The sequence below is a fragment of the Kitasatospora sp. NPDC034023 genome (assembly GCF_055575795.1).
Window position 1 is genome coordinate 379418 of record NZ_JBVIRY010000001.1, and the last position, 20578, is coordinate 399995.

Below are 20578 nucleotides of genomic sequence, written 5' to 3' on the forward strand. Positions count from 1 at the left end.
GACCCGCGCACGCCACCGGGCCCCCGACAGCGCGATGCTGTCGGGGGCCCGGTGGCGTCTCCCGGCGCTACGGCCGCCCGAAGTGGGTCGGGTAGTAGCCCGAGTTGAGGGTCGAGACCCGGACGGTCCTGCCCGGCCGGGGCGCCTCGACGAACGTGCCGCCGCCCAGGTATATCCCCACGTGGTGGATCCCCGAGGCGCGGCCGCTGTCCGACCAGAACACCAGGTCGCCGCGGCGCAGCTGCCCCGCGCTGATCGGCGTGGTCGCCGCGTACTGGTCGTCGGCCACCCGCGGCAGGCTTATCCCCGCCCGCCGGTAGGCCTGCTGCACCAGTCCCGAGCAGTCGTAGCCGGACGGGCCGTTGCCGCCCCAGACGTACGGCTTGCCCAGCTGGGCGAGCGCGTAGTCGACGGCGGTCTCCTCGCTCTCGGAGGCCGGCGCGGTGTCCGCGGACGGACGGCTCACGGGCGGGGCGGGCGCCGGGGCCGAACCGCCGCCGGACTGACCGGTGCGGTTCAGGTAGACGTCGTAGTGGCTGGTCCAGCGCCACTCGCCGCTGCCGTTCTTGAACCAGTACTTCGACCCGTCCCAGCCCTGGCGCAGGCCGTAGGAGGAGGCCGAACCGTTGGAGACGGCCTTGGCGCCCGAGGCGGTGGACCCGCCGGACCCACCGGACCCACCGGAGCCGCTCGAGCCGGTGGACCGGCCGGTGCGGCTCGCGTAGACGTCGTAGTGTCCGGTCCAGCGCCACTCGCCCGCACTGTTCTTGAACCAGTACTTCGACCCGTCCCAGCCCTGCTTCCCGGCCGCGGCGTGCGCGGACCCGGCACCGGCCGTCAGGCCGACCACGCCGGCGCCCGCCAGCACGGTGGTGGCCAGACAGGTGCTCCGCACGGCGCGGTGTATCCGGCTGCCGCCGGCCGCCGCGGCGCCGTGGGCGGTGCGCGGCCGGGGGGCGCAGTTCGGGCAGCCGCAGCCGGCGATCGCGGGGATGCTGCCGAGACGCTCCTCGAAGCCGATCAGGCCGGGATCCTCGTCGAGGCCGACCGAGCCGACCGTGACGGCGGGTTCGGCGTACGCGCCGGTGGCTATCCTCATGCGGGTCGTCCTTCCTTCCGCCCGGCACGGGCGGCCGGGGACGGTACCGAGGCGGCCACTCCGGCCGGGGCGACGAAGGCGACCAGCAGCTGTTCCATCAGCGCGCTGCGGGCGGCCTCGTCCAGTTCGTGCGCGGTGACGCGCTCCAGGCGTCGGACGGCGAGCGCCGCCGCCTCCACCGCGTCGTCCACCAGCACCGTCCGCAGGCCCGCGTCCAGGTCGGCCAGCCGGCGGCGGCGCATCGACTCGGCGACCTCCGGCGCGTAGTCCAGCGCCAGCGGCTGCACCGAGTACACCTCCAGGCCCGCGGGGGCGGCCTCGGCGGCCAGCGACCTGGTCAGCTCGTCGGCGAACCACTGCCCGTCGCGCAGCGCGGGCCCGGGCGCCGCGTTGCTGTCACAGGGCAGCATGGACGCGGTACGGGTGAGCACCGCCTGGATCTGCTCGCGCAGGTAGTCCTCGTGGTCCTCGATCGCCAGCAGCGCCCGCGCGGTGTCCTTGACCCGCCAGACGATCAGCAGCCGGACCACGATCGGCGTGCCGGTCCGGTCGACCGCCTTCACCGGCTCACTGCGCCAGTGCCGCAGCCGCACGTCCATCCGACGGCGGCGCAGCAGCGGGTTGACCCACACCAGACCGGTCCGGCGGACGGTGCCCCGGTAGCGGCCCCAGCGGGTCAGCACCCGGGTCTCGCCGCCCGCGTTGGCCAGCAGCCCGGCGAGCGCGACCACCACCAGCAGGCCGACCGCGCTGACCTCGGCGATCGACGTGGCATCCACGTCCGCCCGCCCGCTCGCCCGCGCGGCGGCGCCGCGCAGGTCGGGCAGCACGTCCCAGTGCGGGACGACGCCGGTGCGCAGCAGGAGGAACAGCATTCCGGCCAGCCCGAGCAGCACCACCAGCAGGGCGATCCAGCCGGGCAGCGTGGTGGCGCCGTGCTCGCGCACTGCCTGGTCGGCGCGCGGCGGGCGCCGGGAGGCGGTGGCGGCGCCGACCGCGGTGGCGTCCGGCAGCTCGACGGTCTCCGGGGTGGCCGCCGTCTCCAGCGGATCCCGCAGGTCCGCCGGGTCGGCGGACGACGGCGCGGGGACGACGGCCATCGGGGTGGTCGCCGGGCCGCCGTCGGCCGGGCCGACCGGTTTGGCGACCTTGGCCATCGTGACCGCCGTGACTCTGGCCAGCGGACTGGCACCGGAGGCGGAACGTTCCGGCAGCGCCGGCGGGAGCTTTTGGGGCAGGTTGTCGGGTCGCTGCGAAGAATCGCGGGTGACGTCCATGCACGGGTCCTCTGGGGTCGGTGTGTCGCGCAACGGGCGGCCCGGATCTGACGGGCAGTGCCAGGGTCAGGCTAAGTTCATACGTCATCAAATGCGACATTTGAGCCGAGGTGTGTCGACATTTACTGACGAATCGTCCAAAGCCGACCTGACGCGCAGGCACATGAACGGATGGTCGGGACAGTTCGGCGCAGGTCAGCGCCGTCGAGCACCAGGACCGTGGACGAACACCCGACGGGTGATCAGCCCGATCCCGGTGAGCACCAGCAGGATCCCGGCGAGCCCACCGCGCCAGCCGGAATCCCCGGACCGGCCCACCACGCTCTGCGGACCCTCCGGCAGAGGCAGCGGCCGGACCGCGGCCTCGGCGGAGTCCGCGGTTTCAGCGGCGGCTCCGGCGGCGGCTCCGGCCGGTCCGGTCGGCGACGGCCGGCTCATCACGGCGACGACGGCCGCCCGGGACGAACCGAGGGCAGAGGTCGGGCTCGGGGTCGGAGAGGCAGTCGCGGCGCTCGCAGCGGTCGGGACGGGGGACACCGACGGAACCACCGGCGCAACGGGTGCCCCCGGCGCAACGGACGGGCTCGGAGCCGGAGCCGGCCTCGGCGAAGACACCGTCGAACCCACCGCACTCGGACTCGGCTTCGCGGTGCCCGACGAAACCGCCGACGGGCCGGACACCACCGGGCTCGCCGCAGCCGACGGGGCGACCGGCGGCGGCACGGGGATCGGCAGCACCCCCGGCGGGACCGGCACCGGCACCTCGGGCGCCACCGCAACGGATGGGCTCGGACTCGCCGCGGCCGAAACCGCAGCCGAAGCCGAAGCCGAAGCCACGGTCGTGCTCGACGCGACCGGCGCCGACGCCGTCGGGCCGGGGGTCGTCGGACCCGGCACCGACGGGCTGAGCGAGCCCGACACCGCCGCAGTCGGCGCCACCGCCGCAGCGGTGACCCGCACGCGCACCGGGTCCGCCGAGGTCCCGTTCCCCGCCAGGTCCGTGGCCGTGACGGTCAGCCACTGCTCGCCGTCCGTCAGGTCCCGGTTGGCGGTGCAGGTCCAGCTGCCGTCGATGGCCGCCGTCGCCCCGCAGAGCACGGTCCTCTGGTCCGAGCTCGTGCTCGACCCGGCCGTGACCAGCACGTTCGAGCCCGGTTCGGCCCGTCCGGCGAGCGTGGGGCGGCTGACCCGCAGGGTCGCTCCCGGGGCCGGCGCGTTGAGCACCGGCCGGTCCGGCGGAACGGTGTCGACCACCAGCGTGGCCGGCTGCCCGGCCGTCCGGTTCCCCGCCGCGTCGACCGCGACCGGGGTGAGCTGGTGCTTTCCCTCCGTCAGGTCCTCGACCGGCAGGCAGGACCACTGGCCGTCCCTCCGCACCGCCGTGCTGCACAGCTCGCCACCCGTAGGGCGGTCGGTCACCGAGACGGTGCTGCCCGCGTCGCCGGTGCCGGTGACCGGCAGCCCGGGGTCATTGGTGTAGGCCGGGAGGGTGAGTGCGGGGGCGGTCGGCGGCGCGGTCTTCACGGTGACCTTGACCGGCTCGCCGCGCAGCACCACGCCGCCGCTGGTGGTCTCGACCGGTGTGAGGCTGTGCGGGCCGGCGGGCAGCGCCGCGGCGGGGCGACAGGACCAGTCGCCGCCACGCCCGACCTTGGCCTTGCAGAGCGCGGCGTCGCCCTCCCGGATCTCGACCGTGGCGCCGGCCACCGCGCCCTCGCCGCTGACCTCCGGGCGGGCGTCGGCGAGGACGGTGCCGTCGACGGGTTCGGCGATCTCCGGCCGGGCGGCTCCGACGGTCAGCTTGATCCGCTGGTCGGAGACCTGTCCGGAGTCGGCGAACCCGCCGGAGGGGACGAGTTGGCTGGTGTCGCGGCCGATCCGCAGCCGGGCCCAGGTCTCGCCGGAGGCGGCGCCGGGTGGGACGGTCCATTCCAGGGTCGCGGTGTCGGCGCCGGGCAGGACCTCGGTCTGCACCCGCCCGGCGGGCTCGAACCGTCCGGTGTGCCCGAAATCGATCCAGCCGGCCAGGGTGGCGGGCTGGTCGCCGACCGCGACCGGGACGGTCAGCCGGTAGTAGCGGCCGATCGCGGCCTCGGCGGGGAAGCTGATCGACGGGTCGGCGCCCCGGTACTCGCCGCGGCCGGGCTGGAGCTTGGGCGGCGGCGGGCCGGCGAAGGGGCTGCGCAGGGAGGCGCCGTGGTCGAGCCGGACCAACGGCTCGTCGTCCGCGGCCTCGGCGGAGCGGTTCCGGGCGCGCCGCGACGGGTTGGCGGCGTCGGCGCCGAGGAAGAGGTCGGAGACCACGTGCGAGGCGTTGCCGTAAGCCTGCGGCGCGGTGCCGAGGTCCTCGTCGACGGTGACGGTGTAGGCCTGGCGCAGGACGGGTGGGGCGGTGGCGCTGCCGGCCCGGGCGGTGGAGCGCTGCTCGATCCGGAACAGTGCGGTGCGGAAGGTCCCGGCGAGCTCCAGCGAGCCCTCGGCGGCGGAGCCGGGCGCGCCGTCGGAGGCGCCGTCGCGGCCCGCGGGGGCGAGGGTGGTGCCGTCGACCGTCCAGCCGGGCCAGTCGGTGCGGCTGACCAGGGTGGGGGCGGTGGGCGAGCCGCCGGTGAGGGTCAGCCGGGTCGCGGTGCCGGTGGTGCCGGATTTCCCGGTGGCGACGGCGGCGAGCCCGCTGAGGTGCAGCCGGGGATTGCGGACGGGCCGGGAGAAAGTCAGCCGGAGCGTCCCCGCCGTGCTCCAGGAACCGTCCGTCTGCGGACCGCTGGGGGTGAGCTCGAAGGTCTGCGCGGGGCTTCCGGGGTGCATTCCGTCCGAATAGCGGGCGGCGGAATGACCCCCGGCGGATCGGTCCGCCAATTCTCCCGATCCGGCGGTGACCGCCACCCCAGGAGAGGCATCGAAATCGATCCGGACGGAAAGTCCGGAGGGCAGCACCGCCCGGTGGTCCCCCGACCAGGAGTCAGGGGACTGCTGGGCCACCGAGAGCGGAGCGTTCCAGCCGGTCAGCAGTCCGGCCGTGAGGACGGCCAGGGCGGCAGCGGTGCGGGGGAACTGTCGGCTCATCCGGCTCTCCTTCGCGGTCGGCTGCCGAGGACGGGCAGTCTGGGCACAAGATCCGACAAAAAGGAATCACGGATCCCGGACCGGTCATCCTGCGACACCTGCGCTTTCGACCGTGTCCCACCCGTTTGGCGGCCGTCCGGGCGGCCGGACGGGACCTGCCCGAAACCGCCGCATTCCATCCGGTAGGCGGTAATCGGCACACCCGGACGGACGTAGGAACGGGAAATCCCGGCTAATTCAGCGGACCCCAGCGGCCGGGACCTGACCATTCATCGGAGAAATCTGTCCGACCGGCCCGCCCGCCGGGCGGAGTCTGGCCGGGCACGCCCCCGTCGGCGCGGCGAGCGGGCCGAGGGCCGGGAAACGAGAGAAGCCCCCGGCCGGTGGCCGGGGGCTTCTCGCTGGTGCGCTCAGCAGGATTCGAACCTGCAACCTCTTGATCCGTAGTCAAGTGCTCTATCCGTTGAGCTATGAGCGCAAGGAACGGGCGAACCCGATCTTGCGGAGTTTGGTGCGCTCAGCAGGATTCGAACCTGCAACCTCTTGATCCGTAGTCAAGTGCTCTATCCGTTGAGCTATGAGCGCTCGCCCTGGTGAACGTTGCCTCCGGGGCGTTGCGGGGACAACATTACATGACCTGCGACGTGGGGCGAAATCGATTGGCCCGGGGCCCGCTCCGGGCCTGCTCCCGGCCTGCTCCCGGCCTGCTCCGGGCCTGGTCCCGGCCCGCACCGGGGAGGGCTGGGGACCGGCACGGACCCGGCCCGCCCTGCCCCGGGAACGCGAAGAGCCCCCGCCGACGAGATCGTCGACGGGGGCTCCCGACTGGCGGAGGCTGAGGGATTTGAACCCTCGATCAGGAATAACCCCGAAACCGCATTAGCAGTGCGGCGCCATAGACCGGACTAGGCGAAGCCTCCCCACATGGAGCACACCCGCGCGAAGCGGACCCGTTCCGTGTGTCGATGATGATGCCACAACCCTGGGGTTCGGCACCAACCACCGCCAACGTTACTAGGCGGGTCGTCCCCGCCGCAAAGAAGAATGAGATACTGCCGTATCCGGAGGAGCTGCCCCGAGCCGAGGAGACCTGTCGACGTGAGCAGCAGGCCGATCCGAGGCGCTGCTCGCCTCGCCGCCATACTCGACGCCCTGCCCGACGCGTTGCTGCTGGTGAACAGCAACGGCACCGTCGTGGACGCCAACAACGCGGCGGTCCATGCCTTGCAGGCGCCGGGCACCTCCCTGGTCGGCATGGGCGTGCTGGGCCTGCTCCCCGAGTTCGACCCCAGCCGGATCCCCGGCTCGATGCGCCCGGCCACCCGCGACGGCGACGCCCTCGAGCGCCCGGTCCGGATGACCGCGCACCGCACCGACGGCACCACCTTCCCGGTCGAGGTCTCCGGCAACGACTTCGCCGACGACAACGACACCAGCCGCGGCTACGCGCTCTCCCCGCTCGTCCCCTACGACCCGTACCGCGAGGGCTCCCGCTCGCCGTCCTCCTCCGACCTGCTCCTGCTGCTGGTCCGCGACCTCTCCGGCCGGCTCGGCGTCGAGGCGGAGCTGCGCCGCCAGCACAAGCAGACCGAGATGATCCTGCGCGCCGCCGCCGAGGGCGTGCTCGGGGTGGACCTCGAAGGCCGCTGCGTGCTGGTCAACCCGGCCGCCGCGCACATCCTGGAGTACCGGGCGAGCGAGCTGGGCGGGCGCGAGCTGCACCCGCTGATCCAGCACTCCCGGGCCGACGGCAGCCCGCTGGCGCTGGAGGAGTCCGCGCTGCTGGACACCCTGACCTCCGGGCGCAAGCACCGGGTGCGCGGCACCGTGCTGTGGCGCAAGGACGGCCGTCCGGTCACCGTCGACCTCACCACCGCCCCGGTCCGGGACGGCGACCAGCTCGTCGGCGCGGTGATGACCTTCACCGACCGCAGCCGCGAACTCGCCCTGATCGCCCGCAACGAGCACCTCACCGCCGTCCTGGAGAACGAACTGGGCGGCGCGCTGAACGCGCTGAACCAGCGGCTGGACGCACTCGCCGCCGACCCGGCCGGGCAGCTCTGGCCGGAGGCCAACTGGACGCTGCGCCGGCTCGCCGACGAGTGCCGCCGCTTCGGGAAGCTGATCGACGGGGTCCTCGACCACCAGCGCAGCGAGGCCGGCGAGAGCGGCACGGCGGAGGCCCAGGACACCAAGGACGGCGGGGACGGCCGGGACGCCAAGGACGGCAAGGGCCGGCGGAAGGCCGCCGCACGGGTGCCGGTCGCCCTGGACACGGTGGTCCGCCGGGCCGTCGAGGAGGCCGGCGAGCTGGTCGGCCCGGGCCGGGTGCGGTTCTCGGTGCACGCCGCCGCGGTCGAGGTGATCGCCGACGAACGGCGGCTCGCCCAGGCGCTGGCCCACCTGGTCGCCGACGTCAGCGGCGTCCGCCTCGCGCTGGACGCCCCCACCACCCCCTCCCCCGGGCTGGCCGTGCCCGGTCTGGTCGGCGGCGCGGCGCCCGCGCTGCCACCCGCCCCCGAGCCGCCGACCGTCGTCCTGGCCGCCGCCCAGCGCGGCGAGGTCGCCCGGGTCGAGATCCGCGGCCCCGGCGTCGGCGGCAGCCCCGTCCACCTGCCGATAGCCCGCGCGGTGGTCGAGCGGCACGGCGGCGTGCTCCAGCCACACGAGCTGCCCGGCAAGGCCGGCACCACGTACGTCGTCGAACTGCCGCTGGACCCGGTCGCCGCGAAGGCCGCCGCCGAACGCGCCGCCGCCGAGGGCCGCTCCGACCGGCCCAAGGAGAGCGACAGCGCCGTCCTGCCCGAGCTGCCGGGCATCCCGCAGCTGCCCAGCAGCAGCGCGGCCGCCGAGCCCGCCGTGGCCGCCGAGCAGCCGGGCCGCACGGCCCCGGAGGCCGAGCAGGCACCCGCCGAGGAGCCCCCGGCCACCGAACGGCGCGGCCGGCGCGGCCGACCGGCCGCCGAGACCCCGGCGCACCCCACGAACCTCGCGCCCGACGCCGCCGCCGACCAGTGGCCGAACGCCCCCGCCCGGGTCGAGCGGGCCGTCCCCGAGCAGTGGAACGGCACCGGCAACGACCCGGCGTACGGCCGTCAGGGCCTGGCCGGCCCCGACGGCGTGCAGAGCGACCCGTGGGGCAAGGACGACGGCCGCTCCGGCCCCGCCTACGCCGTGCCCGTCGAGGGCGAGCGGGCGCCGCAGAACCGGTCCGGCGGGCGCGAGCCGCTCGCGCTCGGCCCGGCCCCCGCCGACACCCCGGCCGCCGACGGCACCCCGCCGGGCGGCACCCCGACCGACGGGGCCACCCCGGAGGAGACCGCGGGCGGGCCCAAGCCCCGCCGGCGCCGCGCCCTGCCCTCCGCCGACGACTCCTCCGGCGGCTTCGCACTGCCCGGGGCGACCGACACTCCGGTGTACCCCGGCCTGGAGCACGCCCTGCCGGCCGGCCCCGCGCCCGTGCCCGCGCCGCCCGAGCCGGCCTCCGCGCCGACCGGCCGCCGCCGTCGGCTGGCCGTCCCGCCGGGGCCCGGCCCGGACGCGCCGGTGGGCGCCCCCGGTTCGGCCGTGTCCCCCGTGCCTTCCGATCCGTCCGGTCTGCCCGCTCCGACGGGTCCGTCCGGTCCGTCCGGCCAGGACGCGGGTGCCCCCGGCACCGCGCTGGAGCCCGCCCGGCCCGCGCTGCCCGCCGCCGAGGACCCGTCGGGCCCGCGCCCGGTCGGCACCGGCCTGGGCGAGCTCGCCCCGCCGCGGCCGCTCGGCAACGCGCCGATGCCCGCCGTCCCGCAGCCGTCCGTCCCGCACCAGTCCGTCCCGGCCGAGGCCCGGACCGCCCCGCGCCCGATGGCCCAGCTCCCGGCCGGCGACGCCCGGCCCGCCGACGAGCAGCCGCCGGCCGCCGGTGGCGAACTGGCCAACACCCGTCGGCTGCTGGTCTGGCCGGAGCCGGACCCGGCGACCAAGCAGGCCCTCCAGGCGCGCGGCTACCTCCCGGTGATCGTCAGCTCCCGCGAGGAGGTCGACGCCCAGGTCTCCGGCTTCCCCGCCGCCCTCTTCGTCGACCCGCTGACCGGCCCGATCACCCGCACCGCACTGCAGTCGCTGCGCACCGCGGCGCTCAACCGCCGCGTCCCGGTGCTGGTCACCGCCGGTCTCGGCCAGGCCACCCGGGACGCCGCGTACGGCGCCGACCCGGCCGTACTGCTGCGCGCCCTCGCGCCGCGCGACGGCGAGCACCACGCCCCGCGGGTGCTGCTGGTCGAGGGCGACCCGGACATCGCCGCCGCCATGATCAGCAGCCTGGAGCGGCGCGGCATGCACGTCGAGCACGCGGTGGACGAGAACGACGCCGTGGCCCGGGCCAGCAGCGTGCAGCCCAACCTGGTGGTGATGGACCTGCTGCAGATCCGCCGCCGCCGGGTCGGCCTGCTGGACTGGCTGCGCGCCAACGACCGGCTGCACCGCACCCCGCTGGTGGTCTACACCTCGATGGGCCTCGACCCGCGCGAACTGCCCCGGCTGCGCACCGGCGAGACGGTGCTGTTCCTCGCCGAGCGCTCGACCAGCGAGGACGTCCAGGGCCGGATCGTGGACCTGCTCGGCCGGATCGGCGCGATGGGCGAGGCGGGCGTCGCCGCCGCGGGCTGAGGAACGCCGAGACACCGGGACACGCCCCGAACGCGTGGAAGGGCCGGCCGCCCCCGTTCCGTACGGGGGCGGCCGGCCTCTTCCGTCCCGGCGGCTACTCCTTGCCGAGCACCGTGACGTCCAGCTCCTCCGCCGCGTAGGCGGCCCGGATCACCTTCTTGTCGAACTTGCCGACCGAGGTCTTCGGCACCGACTCCACGATCGACCAGCGCTCCGGCAGCTGCCAGGAGGCGATCCGCTCGGCCAGGAAGGCCCGCAGCTCCCTCAGCCCGACGGTCGCGCCCGGGCGCAGCACCACGGTGGCCAGCGGGCGCTCGCCCCACTTCTCGTCCGGGACGGCGACCACGGCGGCCTCGGCCACCTCGGGGTGCGCCATCAGCTGGTTCTCCAGGTCGACCGAGGAGATCCACTCGCCGCCGGACTTGATGACGTCCTTGGCCCGGTCGGTGAGGGTCAGGTAGCCGTCGGCGGTGATGGTGCCGATGTCGCCGGTGCGCAGCCAGCCGTCCTCGGAGAACTTGTCGTCCGGGCGGACCGGGTCCTGCCCGGCGCCGCCGTAGTACGCCCCGGCGATCCACGGGCCGCGCACCTCCAGCTCGCCCGCCGAGACGCCGTCGTGCGGCATCCGCTCGCCGCCCGGGCCGATCAGCCGGGCCTCGACGGAGGCCGGGAAGATGCCCTGGGTGATCCGGTACGGCCACTCCTCCTCGGGGGTGAGGCCGCCCGGCGGCTGGGCGAAGGATCCGAGCGGGGAGGTCTCGGTCATGCCCCAGGCGTGGATGACGGGGATGCCGTGGCGCTCCTGGAAGCCCTGCATCAGCGACGGCGGGCAGGCGCTGCCGCCGATGACCACCATGCGCAGGCTGGAGGTGTCGTAGTCGCCCGCGTCGAGCTCGTCCAGCAGGCCGCTCCAGATGGTGGGGACGGCGGCGCTGACGGTGGGGCGGATGGCGGCGATCATCTCGGCCATCGGCTTGGGCTGGAGGAAACGATCCGGCATCAGCAGATTGGCGCCGGACATGAAGGCGGCGTGCGGGATGCCCCAGGCGTTCACGTGGAACATCGGGACCACCGGCAGCGCGGTGTCGCGCGGGGTGAAGGCGAAGTTGTCGCCGGTGTTGACCTGCAGGCAGTGCAGGTAGACCGAGCGGTGGCTGTAGAGCACGCCCTTCGGGTCGCCGGTGGTGCCGGAGGTGTAGCAGAGCACCGCGGCCTGCCGCTCGTCGATGTCGCTCCGCCACGGGAACGCGGTGGGGCGGCCGGCGATCAGCTCCTCGTACTCGTGCACGCCGCCCGCGAAGCCGGCCAGCAGCGAACGGTCACCGGGACCGCTCACCACGATGTGCCTGAGCGTGGGCGCGAGGTCCGGCAGGACGGCGGCGAGCAGCGGGAGGACCGTGCCGTTGACGATGATCACGCGGTCGGCGGCGTGGTTGATGATGAACGACAACTGCTGGGCGGGCAGCCGCAGGTTGAGCGTGTGCAGCACGGAACCCATCGCGGGGACGGCCAGGTACGCCTCCAGGTGGTCGGCGTTGTTCCACATCAGCGTGGCTACGCGGTCGTCCCCGGCCACCCCGAGCTCGTCGCGCAGCGCGCACGCGAGCTGCGCGGCACGGGCGCCCACCTCGGCGTACGTGCGGACGACCGGTCCGGAGCCGTCCCAGGTGGTGACGGTCGAGCGGCCGTGGATCGTGGACCCGTGCTCCAGGATTCGGGCGACGGTGAGCGGTACGTCCTGCATCGTGCTGAACACGGGTCCTCCTTGACCTGGCGGCACTGACGGCAGCGCCTGCGGCACCTACCGGGCGGTAATGCGCGCGGACATGCCCGATTTTGCCGCCCGCAGCACCCGATGTCAGCATTCCGGCCCCGTTGCGAGGGTCACGAAGTCGCGGCCACCCACCCCCGTCGGACGGAGGGTCAGTGCTGTTCGCGGCGGCAGAGGCGCAGGGAGTTCGCGGGGTCGGGGGTGTAGGCGGGATCCAGGGTCCAGCCGTCCTCGGCGGCGATGCGCAGGGCCTGGTGGGCGCCGGCCCCGCGGTAGGTGGCGCGGTGGAGCTGGACGCGGCGGAGGAAGGTGCCGTCGGGGGCGGTGACCCGGCGGTAGCTGTCGGCGGTGCGGCCGAGTTCCCGCTTGGTGTCGCGTTCGAGGATGCGGCGGATGTGGCGGTCCCAGGCGGCGGGGCTGTCGGTGAACTCGGCCCGGAAGGCGCGCGGGCCGACCGTCCAGCGGGCGCCCCAGCGCTCCCAGTAGTCGGGCTCGGGGCGGTTCATCCAGAAGGTGGCCAGGCCGTACACCGGGACGTAGACGATCTGGAACAGGAAGACGAACGGCAGCAGCAGCGCGGAGCGGGTCGGCTGCGGGCCCCACGGGGTGCCGGGGGCGGCGGGCGGGTCCTGCGGGGACGGGGCGTTCAGGCCGGTCGGGGCGGGGAAGCCGCGGACCAGCCGGACCTGCTCGACGTCGGTACCGGACGGCACCCCGCGCCAGCCGTACCGCTCGGCCAGCCGGACCACGCCGTCCGCGCCGAGGCCCCGGTAGAGGCGCACGGCCAGCCGGACCGACACCTCCCGGCCGAGGTCGGCCTGCACCTCGCCGCCGCCGGCCGCGTGGTTGGCCTCGGCGGCGGCGATCCGGCGCGCCAGGAGCGGGGTGACGTAGCGCTCCCAGTGCTCCGGACGGCCGGTGAGCTCGGCCCGCACGCGACGCGGCGGGAGGAAGCTGCGATTGACCCTCAGCCAGCCGTCGGAGCTGGGGCCGCCCCCGTTGTAGTCCGCGAGGATCAGGACGGCGAAGAGCAGCACCAGACCGACGATCCAGAGCGGGGCGTAGATCCACTGCAGCACGAACTGGATCAGCACGCCGAGACGGTTGCGGCGCGGCACCGGGCCGGGGAAGCCGCCGGGCTGCGGGGCGGCGTCGAACTGTGGCGCCGATCCGAACTGTGGCGCGGGGTAAGGCGGTTGGGCAACAGCCGGTGGCTGCGGGGCGTACGGCTGAGGCGGGTAGGGCTGTGCCGGGTGCGACTGAGGCGGGTACGACTGCGGCGGGTACGACTGCGGCGGGACGGGCTGGGCGTACGGGTTCTGTCCGTACGGCGCCGGCTGCCCGTACGGGTTCTGCGGCGGCACCGCGCCGTAGCCGCCGGCGGTGCCGTGACCCGCCGCGCCGTCGCGCCGGTTCGCGCCGCCGTGTCCGTGGTCGTTCGCCATTGCGCCCCCCTGTGCCGGATCGGGGGCCACCCTACCGGCGGGGGTCTCAGCCGGCGGTCGGACCGTCCACCTCGTTGCGGTCGATGGTGAGGGTGACGCCGCCGTAGGTCTCGGCGACGTTGCCGCGGTACTGGTGAACGCGCTGGTGGAGGCTCCACAGCCCGGGGTCGACGGCGCCGGAGCCTGCCGTGTCGGCGTGGTCGTCCCAGCGGGCGTACCAGAGGGCGTCGGGCAGCGGGGAGCTGCCGGCCCGGGCGGCGGCGACCAGGTCGGCGACCCCGGAGTCGAGGCTGGAGTAGAAGCCGGAGCGGTAGCCGGCGGAGTGCAGGGCCTGGGTCCAGCCGAGGGTGAAGTCGACCACGGCCTGTCCGCAGGCCGGGTCGCGCATCGGGTAGGCCTCGATGTCCAGGTAGACCGGGCTGCCCGCGCCGAACCCCAGCGAGCGCAGCGCGCGGACGGCCTCGCCCGCCTCGTCCCGGCCCTGCTGCGTGGCCTTCGCCGGGTCGATCCGCTTGGGCTTGCGACTCGGGTCGGCGCACGGCGCCTGCAGCCCGACGTGCACCGGCAGGAAGCGCCAGCCCATCGCGCGCGCCTGGCGCACCCAATCGGCGGTGAGCCGGGGCTGGCCGCAGCCGCGCTGGGAGCCGCTGCTGTAGATGCCGACCACCCCGTACGGGGAGGCGGTGCGCCAGGTCCGCAGGGTGTCGACCGGGGGTGCGGTGCAGACGTCGAAGGCGGGGCCGCTCCAGCTCTCGCGGAACCGTGGCGGGACGCCCTTGTCGGGGAGGGTCGCGGCCCGGATGCGGGGGACGGCGACGGCGGCCGGGGCGACGGCTTCGGCACTCACGCCCGTCCCGTCGGTGGCCAGCAGGAGCACGAGGGAGGCGGCGAGGAGGGCCGCGGGCCGGAGATAGCGCACCCTGCCTTGGTACTGACGGACCATCGGATGAATGCGGCAGCCACGCCGCCACCCGCTCGCGGGTCCACCCTTTCGGGCGCACCCATCCGCATCCGTCCCGATTTTTGTAACGAGCTTGCCCGTTCATCACTCCTTACGGCAAACTCGCCGATATGCCCACCTCCCATACCAGCGAAACCCCCACCGCCTCGACGTCGGCCGTCGCCGTCGCCGAGGCCCTTGCCATGCCGCCCGCCCCCAAGGGCGAGCCTGCCGGCGAGCGGGGCAGCTGGCGACGAGGTGGGGCGTCCGGCTCCGCGGCGCCACCCGAGGTCCACCCCGGCCGATCCAGTGGCCGGTTCGGCAAGGTCCTGCGGCGCCCGGAGCGGATCCCGGCGCCGCTTCTCTGTCTGACCGCGATGTTCCTGGTGCAGACCGGCATCGCGCTGTCCAAGCCGCTCTTCGGCCCGCTCGGGGTCAGCGGCACGACCTTCCTGCGGCTCGGCTTCGCCGCCGTCATCCTGCTCGCCGTCACCCGCCCGAAGCTGCGCGACAAGCGCCCGCGCGACCTCGGCGCGGCCGCCCTGCTCGGCATGGCCTCGGCCGGGATGACCTGCCTGTTCGCCGGGGCGATCGACCGGCTGCCGATGGGCACCGCCGCGACCATCGAGTTCCTCGGCCCGCTCGCGGTCGCCCTGGTCTTCGCCCGGCGCGCCAGCCACCTGCTCTGGGCCCTGCTCGCGGCCGCCGGCGTGGTGCTGCTGACCCTGCTCGGCGAGGGCGACGGCGGCGGCTCGCTCGACCCGGTCGGCCTGCTGTACGCCTTCGGGGCAGCCGCCTGCTACGCCGCGTACATCCTGTTCACCGACAAGGTCGGCGCGGCCTTCCAGGGGTTCCAGGGGCTGGCGGTGTCGATGACGGTCGGCGCGCTGACGCTGGCGCCGCTCGGGCTCGGCGAGGCCTGGGACGGGCTGACCGCACCCGGCGCCTCGCCGCTGCTGCTGCTCGCCTCGGTGGCCGGGGTATCGCTGCTGCTGCCGGTGATCCCGTACGCGCTGGAGATGACCGCGCTGCGCCGGATGCCGCAGCGGGTGTTCAGCGTGCTGGTCAGCCTCGAGCCGGCGGTCAGCGCGCTGGTCGGCCTGGTGGTGCTGGGCCAACTGCTGGGCGCGCCGCAGCTGGCCGGAATCGGCTGCGTGGTGGCGGCCAGCGTGGGCGCCACGCTGACCGGCCGTCGCTGACCCGGCCCTCGCCGACCCGGGCGTTCGGGCGCCCGGCGGCCGGAGCGGGGTCCGAACGTCCTACGGCCAGAGCAGGGTGCGCGACCAGTCCGGGGAGCTGACCGGGCCGGTGCGGGTGTAGCGCAGCCGGACGTGCCGGCGCTGGGAGTCGCCCTGCCAGAACTCCACCTCGTGCGCCCACAGGGTGTAGACGGCGTGCCCGGGCGGAACGACGTCCGGGTGCGCCTCCAGCCGGCGCCGGGCGACGCCCACCGCCTCGTCGTACTCGACCAGCGAAGCCAGCGGCTCGCTCTGCCGACCGACCAGCGAGGAGGCCCGGGCGGCGGGCGAGCGGGTCGCGAACTCGGCGGCGGCGACCAGGTCGGCGGCCCGCTCGACGGTGCCGCGCACCCGCACCTGGCGGCCCAGCTGCGGCCAGTAGACGGTCAGCGCGGCGGCCGGGTGGTCGGCGAGCTGACGGCCCTTGGGGCTGTCGGCGGCGGCGGAGAAGTTCCAGCCGGTGCCGGCCGCGTCGACGTCGCGCAGCACCAGCACCCGGGCGTCCGGCATGCCGTCCGCGTCGACGGTGGAGAGGGTGAACGCCTGCGGGTCCAGCACCCCGGCGTCCAGGGCGGTGGCGAGCCATTCCACGAACAGCGGGCCGGGCGCGGCGGAGGCGGCCTCGTGGTCGAAGGACGGCAGCGGGCGGGCCATCGGCGGGCGACCGAGCAGCAACTCGGGGACGGACCTGGGCTCGGGCCGGCGCGCGCAGGCCGACTCGGCGGACGGCTCCGGGCGTGCCCCCGCCCCCGGCTCCGGCTCCGATGCGTGCCTCGCCTCGTCCGGGCCGCTCAGGCCCTCCTCCTCCGCCGCCATCGCGAGCCCTTCCTTCCGATTGCCGCGGTCGCCACCCCGGCCCGGGCCGTCCCTTTCAAGCCCTGGCGCGCGGTGTGCTGTCGGAGCGCAACCGTACCGCCGTGGGCCGACGGACCCGGGCGCGGGCCCTCGGTGGAGGGATCGCGGCCGGTCGGCGGGGACGGCGGTGGCAGCAGGGGCAGCAGGGGCAGCGGGGCAGCGGGGAACGGCGCCGGACGCACTCGTGGGCGGTGCCGATGGCGGCGCCGCCCACAAGGCCGGTTTCGCGGTGACCCTTTCCGCTGGCCGGTCATGCGCTGTTCCCTTGGTGATGCGCGGTTTCCTCTGTTTGCTTGTTCCGGTGGTTCCGGTGTTCCGTTCCGCTTTCCCGAACCGGTCCGGTCCGAGCCCGTCCGCGAGCGATCAGCTCACCCGCGGCCACCCACCTCCGGCGCCCCCGCCCTCGGTGGTACTCGATGGGACTCGGTGCGGCCGTACGGTCAGGGGACGATCGGGGCGAAGATGACGTTGACGTTCTTGTTGCCCTGTCCGGCCAGGATGGCGCCCGCGTTGTCCTTCGCCGCGAGGGTGTTGTTCTGGTTCGAGGCGCCGGAGCCGGTGGCCGTCTGCTGCGTGGAGACGTAGTTGCCGTCGACCCCGCCGAACACGTTGCCGGTGCCGACGTTGGACACCACTCCGGCGTTGGAGCCGGCCGCGGCGCCCGCGCCGTTGTCGGCGGCGGCAACGCCGGCACCCGCCAGCAGCAGACCGGCCGCGAGCGGGCCGGCGAGCAGGACTCCGGCCCCCCGTCGGGTGTGCATGCGAGCCATGTAAGCCTCCAGAAATCTGTTCAGAGTGCAATGTCGAGCATGGTGTGCGGGGTTCGCCGGCCAGACGAACACCTGCGGGCTGCGACGCCGGAAGACAGACTTCCGCAACAAATCGACAAAGCACTAGCTCGACGGGAGGATTTCGCCCGTTCGCGTGATATCCATCCAGGCCGCGCATAACGACCTGAGAACCGGACGGCGCGCCGACACACCGCCAATGAGCTGGCCCTTCGCCCGGACGGCCGCTGGTTCGAGAGCGATCTGGAGCGGCGCTTCGACGCCCTGCGAACCACCAAGCGCACCACCCCGGCGCAGACGGGTCGCGAACGCGCCCCCGAAAAAGTTCGATCACCCTTCCATGTCGACTTTTCAGCCATTCGCAGACCATCGGAAAGTCACACTGAAACGGCGTAGGGACCGGCGCCGTCGCGGGCGCGGGCGCCGTCGCGGGCGCGGGCGCCGTCGCGGGCGCGGGCGCCGTCGCGGGCGCGGGCGCCGTCGCGGGCGCGGGCGCCGTCGCGGGCGCGGGCCCGGGCCCGGGAAAGCTGCCGACGGGCGCCGTCGAAAATCAGACCATCTTGCCCGGGTTCAGGATTCCCAGCGGGTCGAAGACCGCCTTCAGCTGCCGGTGCAGGTCCAGCGCCACCGGGCCCAGCTCGCGGGCCAGCCAGTCCCGCTTGAGCAGCCCCACCCCGTGCTCCCCGGTGATCGTGCCACCCAGCTCCAGCCCGAGCGCCATGATCTCGTCGAAGGAACGCTGGGCCCGTGCGGCCTGCCCCTCGTCCGCGGCGTCGAAGATCACGATCGGGTGGGTGTTGCCGTCCCCGGCATGACTGACCACCCCGATGGTCAGCCCGTGCCGCTCGGCGATCGCCGCGACCCCGTTCAGCATCTCGGCCAGCCGGGAACGCGGCACCGCCACATCGTCGATCATCGTCGTGCCCAAGCGGTCCATCGCGGGCAGCGCCAGCCGCCGGGCCGCCAGCAACAGATCGGACTCCGCCTCGTCCTCGGCCGGCACCACCTCGGTCGCCCCGGCCTCCCGGCACAACCGCGCGACCCGTGCCAGCTCGCCCACCCGGTCCGGTCCGTCGAACGCCACCAGCAGCAGCGCCTGGGTCGACTCGGGCAGCCCCATCCGCCCCAACTCGTTCACGGCCCGCACGGAGACCGCGTCCATCAGCTCCATCAGCGACGGAGTCAGGCCCCGCGCCATCACCTCGCAGACCGCCGCACCGGCCGCGTCCGCGCTCGGGAACTCCGCCGCCAGCGCCAGCTGTGGGGCCGGCGCGGGCCGCAGCGCCAGTACGGCCCGGACCACCACGCCGAGCGTCCCCTCCGAACCGACGAACAGCCGGGTCAGGTCGTACCCGGCCACGCCCTTGGCCGTCCGGCGACCGGTGGACAACAGCCGCCCGTCCGCCAGCACCACGTCCAGGCCGAGCACGTACTCACTGGTGACGCCGTACTTCACGCAGCAGAGACCGCCCGCACCGGTCCCGATGTTGCCGCCGATCGTGCAGGACTCCCAGCTGGACGGGTCCGGCGGGTACGACAGACCCAACTCCTCTGCGGCCCGCGAGAGTTCGGCGTTCACCACGCCGGGCTCGACCACCGCGATCCGGTTCACCGGGTCGATCTCCAGGATCCGGTTCAGCTTCACCAGCGACAGCACGACACAGCCGTCCACCGCGTTCGCCGCACCCGACAGCCCGGTCCGGGCGCCCTGCGGCACCACGGGCACCCGCAGCTCGGTCGCGGTGCGCATCACGTGCCGCACCTGCTCGACCGTCTCCGGGAACACCACCACGGCAGGGACGCCGGCCGCACAGAACCCCGCCATGTCGCGGCTGTACGCGGCGGTCACATCGGGGTCCACCACCACGGCCCCGGCCGGGAGGCCCTGCGCCAGTCGGTCCGTCAGATCACCCATCGCCGCCGCCTCCGCTCGCCGCCCGACCAGCCTCCACCTCCGCACTCTGCCCGCGTGCCGGTGGCGGGGCAAGTGGGCCCTGGGACGGGCGGGGAGGCCGCCCGGCGGCGGCGAGCGGAAGGGGCGGAGTTCAGGGGCCGTGTGGGGCGAGTGGGCCCCGGACAGGGTGCGGAGGGCGCCCGACGGGGGCGAGGAATCGGCGAGGGCCCGGGCGTGTGGGCGTCGCGGGGCGGGTGGGCAGGGCTCCCGCTGCGGGTCAGGCCCGGCGGAGAGTGGGAGTGGCCAGGGCGGTGAGGCCGGCGGTGGCGGTGGCGAGGGCGCAGAGGAGGGTGGGCAGGGCGGCGCCCGCCGCATCCGCGAGCAGGCCCAGCAGGGCGTTCGACAGCACCAGGGACACGCTCTGCACGAGCGTCAACAGGGCCTGTACACGGGAGAGATGGGAGGGCGGGGCGCCGGTCAGCACCAGCGGTCCGAGATGGCAGGCGAAGAGCCCCGAGCCGACGCCCGCCACCGCGCTGCCCGCCAACGCCGCCACCGGCCCCGCGGCGAGCGCCAGCAGCGCGATCCCCGCCGACGCCGTGCAGAGCCCGGCCGCCGCCCCGACACCCGCCCGGGCGAGCGCGCCCCGCCAGGCGACCAGGCCGGCCACGGTGAGCACCCCGGCCGCCTGTCCGCCGGTCACCAGGCCAGCCGTTCCCGCCGTCCAGCCGTGCGCCCTGGCGAGCAGCGGGCCGAGGAGCGACACCACCGGCAGCAGTGCCCCGGCGGCCGCGCCGGTGAGCAGCAGCGCGGCCCGCAGCAGCGGGTCGCGCAGGGCGAGCCGGACGCCGGACGCCGCCTCGCGCAGCAGGCCGGCCGGCGCGGCGGCCGGCGTCTCCTCCCGGGGCCGGACCCACAGCAGGACCAGCAGGACGACCCCGAAGCTCACCGCGTCCGCCACCGCCGCACCGGGCAACCCGCCGACAGCGACCAGCAGGCCGCCCAGCGGCGCCCCGAGCAGGACGGCGCTCTGCCCACCGGCCTGGCGCAGCGCGAGTGCCCGGGGCAGCCGCTCGTCCGGCACCAGCCGGCCGGGCATCGACCCGCTCGCCGGGAGGTAGAAGGCGTCGACGGTTCCGATCACGGCCGCCCCCGCGACCAGCAGCCACAGCGGCGTGCCCCGGCTGCCCGCGACGAGCGCGATGGCGGCGGTCGCGACCAGCATCACCGTGTCCCCGGCGAGCATCACGCGGCGGGCGCCGAACCGGTCCGCGACCGCACCGCCCAGCAGGACCAGTGCCGTCCGCGGCACGGTGATCGCGGTCAGGACGAGGCCGGCCGCCCCGCCGCCGTGCGCGGTGGCGGCCCAGCCGAGGGCGAAGTAGAGCGCGGCGTCGCCCAGCAGTCCGGCCTGGGTCCCGGCCAGCCAGAGCAGGTACGGCACGGGCAGCGGCGCCCGCGCGGCAGTGGCGGTGGCGGTGGCAGCGGCGGTACCGGCAGCGGGGGCGGTGGCGGTGGTCATGCCGGGCGACGCTAGGACCCTCGACCCGGTCGAGGGCAA

General features: G+C 75.1%; 12 protein-coding genes and 3 tRNA genes. 2 read left to right on the forward strand and 13 right to left on the reverse strand.

Translation table 11 applies throughout. The annotated features are described in order from the left end of the window. Positions 1-67: 67 nt before the first annotated feature. From ACZ52R_RS01705 to ACZ52R_RS01730, 6 genes are all read right to left on the reverse strand, one after another. Positions 68-1099 carry a C40 family peptidase gene (locus ACZ52R_RS01705; protein WP_360496502.1) on the reverse strand — a complete coding sequence of 344 codons (1032 nt, stop codon included), beginning with the start codon at positions 1097-1099 and terminating at the stop codon, positions 68-70. Next, the gene (locus ACZ52R_RS01710) at positions 1096-2376 is read right to left on the reverse strand and encodes an SPFH domain-containing protein (RefSeq protein ID WP_465661478.1); all 1281 of its coding nucleotides are present in this window, start codon (positions 2374-2376) and stop codon (positions 1096-1098) included. Before ACZ52R_RS01710 ends, ACZ52R_RS01705 begins: the two co-directional genes overlap by 4 nt. A gap of 195 nt (positions 2377-2571) precedes the next feature. Continuing rightward, positions 2572-5439 (reverse strand): Ig-like domain-containing protein, encoded by a 2868-nt coding sequence (locus tag ACZ52R_RS01715; RefSeq protein ID WP_465661480.1) that lies wholly within the window; start codon positions 5437-5439, stop codon positions 2572-2574. A 402-nt stretch (positions 5440-5841) separates the two neighbouring features. After that, positions 5842-5917: transfer RNA gene (locus ACZ52R_RS01720), tRNA-Arg, on the reverse strand. A gap of 31 nt (positions 5918-5948) precedes the next feature. Next, positions 5949-6024 (reverse strand) — tRNA-Arg (locus tag ACZ52R_RS01725). 241 nt (positions 6025-6265) lie between these two features. Beyond that, positions 6266-6359, reverse strand: a tRNA-Ser gene (locus tag ACZ52R_RS01730). Between the two features lie 178 nt (positions 6360-6537). Between ACZ52R_RS01730 and ACZ52R_RS01735 the strand changes: the two genes are divergently transcribed. Continuing rightward, a complete protein-coding gene (locus ACZ52R_RS01735; protein WP_465661482.1) occupies positions 6538-10086 on the forward strand; it encodes a hybrid sensor histidine kinase/response regulator in 3549 nt (1182 codons plus the stop codon). Positions 10087-10180: 94 nt separating this feature from the next. On the opposite strand, the gene ACZ52R_RS01740 is transcribed toward ACZ52R_RS01735, so the two are convergent. The 3 genes from ACZ52R_RS01740 to ACZ52R_RS01750 form a co-directional block, all read right to left on the reverse strand. Continuing rightward, positions 10181-11842: a long-chain fatty acid--CoA ligase gene (locus tag ACZ52R_RS01740; protein ID WP_465661484.1), complete on the reverse strand. Its 1662-nt coding sequence runs from the start codon at positions 11840-11842 to the stop codon at positions 10181-10183. Between the two features lie 167 nt (positions 11843-12009). After that, complete coding sequence (locus tag ACZ52R_RS01745) at positions 12010-13302, reverse strand: hypothetical protein (RefSeq protein WP_465752485.1); 1293 nt, start codon at positions 13300-13302, stop codon at positions 12010-12012. 46 nt (positions 13303-13348) lie between these two features. Continuing rightward, on the reverse strand, positions 13349-14221 hold the full coding sequence (locus ACZ52R_RS01750) for a DUF1906 domain-containing protein (protein WP_465752487.1): 873 nt from the start codon (positions 14219-14221) through the stop codon (positions 13349-13351). A gap of 152 nt (positions 14222-14373) precedes the next feature. Here ACZ52R_RS01750 and ACZ52R_RS01755 point away from each other — a divergent pair, with 152 nt between their 5' ends. Then, positions 14374-15441, forward strand: coding sequence for an EamA family transporter (locus ACZ52R_RS01755; RefSeq protein WP_465752489.1), 1068 nt, complete (start codon positions 14374-14376; stop codon positions 15439-15441). A 60-nt stretch (positions 15442-15501) separates the two neighbouring features. Here ACZ52R_RS01755 and ACZ52R_RS01760 read toward each other — a convergent pair whose 3' ends face one another. The 4 genes from ACZ52R_RS01760 to ACZ52R_RS01775 form a co-directional block, all read right to left on the reverse strand. Then, positions 15502-16296, reverse strand: coding sequence for a pyridoxine/pyridoxamine 5'-phosphate oxidase (locus ACZ52R_RS01760; RefSeq protein ID WP_465661490.1), 795 nt, complete (start codon positions 16294-16296; stop codon positions 15502-15504). Positions 16297-16775: 479 nt separating this feature from the next. Next, positions 16776-17105: a hypothetical protein gene (locus ACZ52R_RS01765; protein WP_465622299.1), complete on the reverse strand. Its 330-nt coding sequence runs from the start codon at positions 17103-17105 to the stop codon at positions 16776-16778. A gap of 568 nt (positions 17106-17673) precedes the next feature. After that, positions 17674-19038 carry an FAD-binding oxidoreductase gene (locus tag ACZ52R_RS01770; protein ID WP_465622298.1) on the reverse strand — a complete coding sequence of 455 codons (1365 nt, stop codon included), beginning with the start codon at positions 19036-19038 and terminating at the stop codon, positions 17674-17676. A 256-nt stretch (positions 19039-19294) separates the two neighbouring features. Further along, a complete protein-coding gene (locus ACZ52R_RS01775; protein WP_465752491.1) occupies positions 19295-20539 on the reverse strand; it encodes an MFS transporter in 1245 nt (414 codons plus the stop codon). Positions 20540-20578 lie beyond the last annotated feature (39 nt).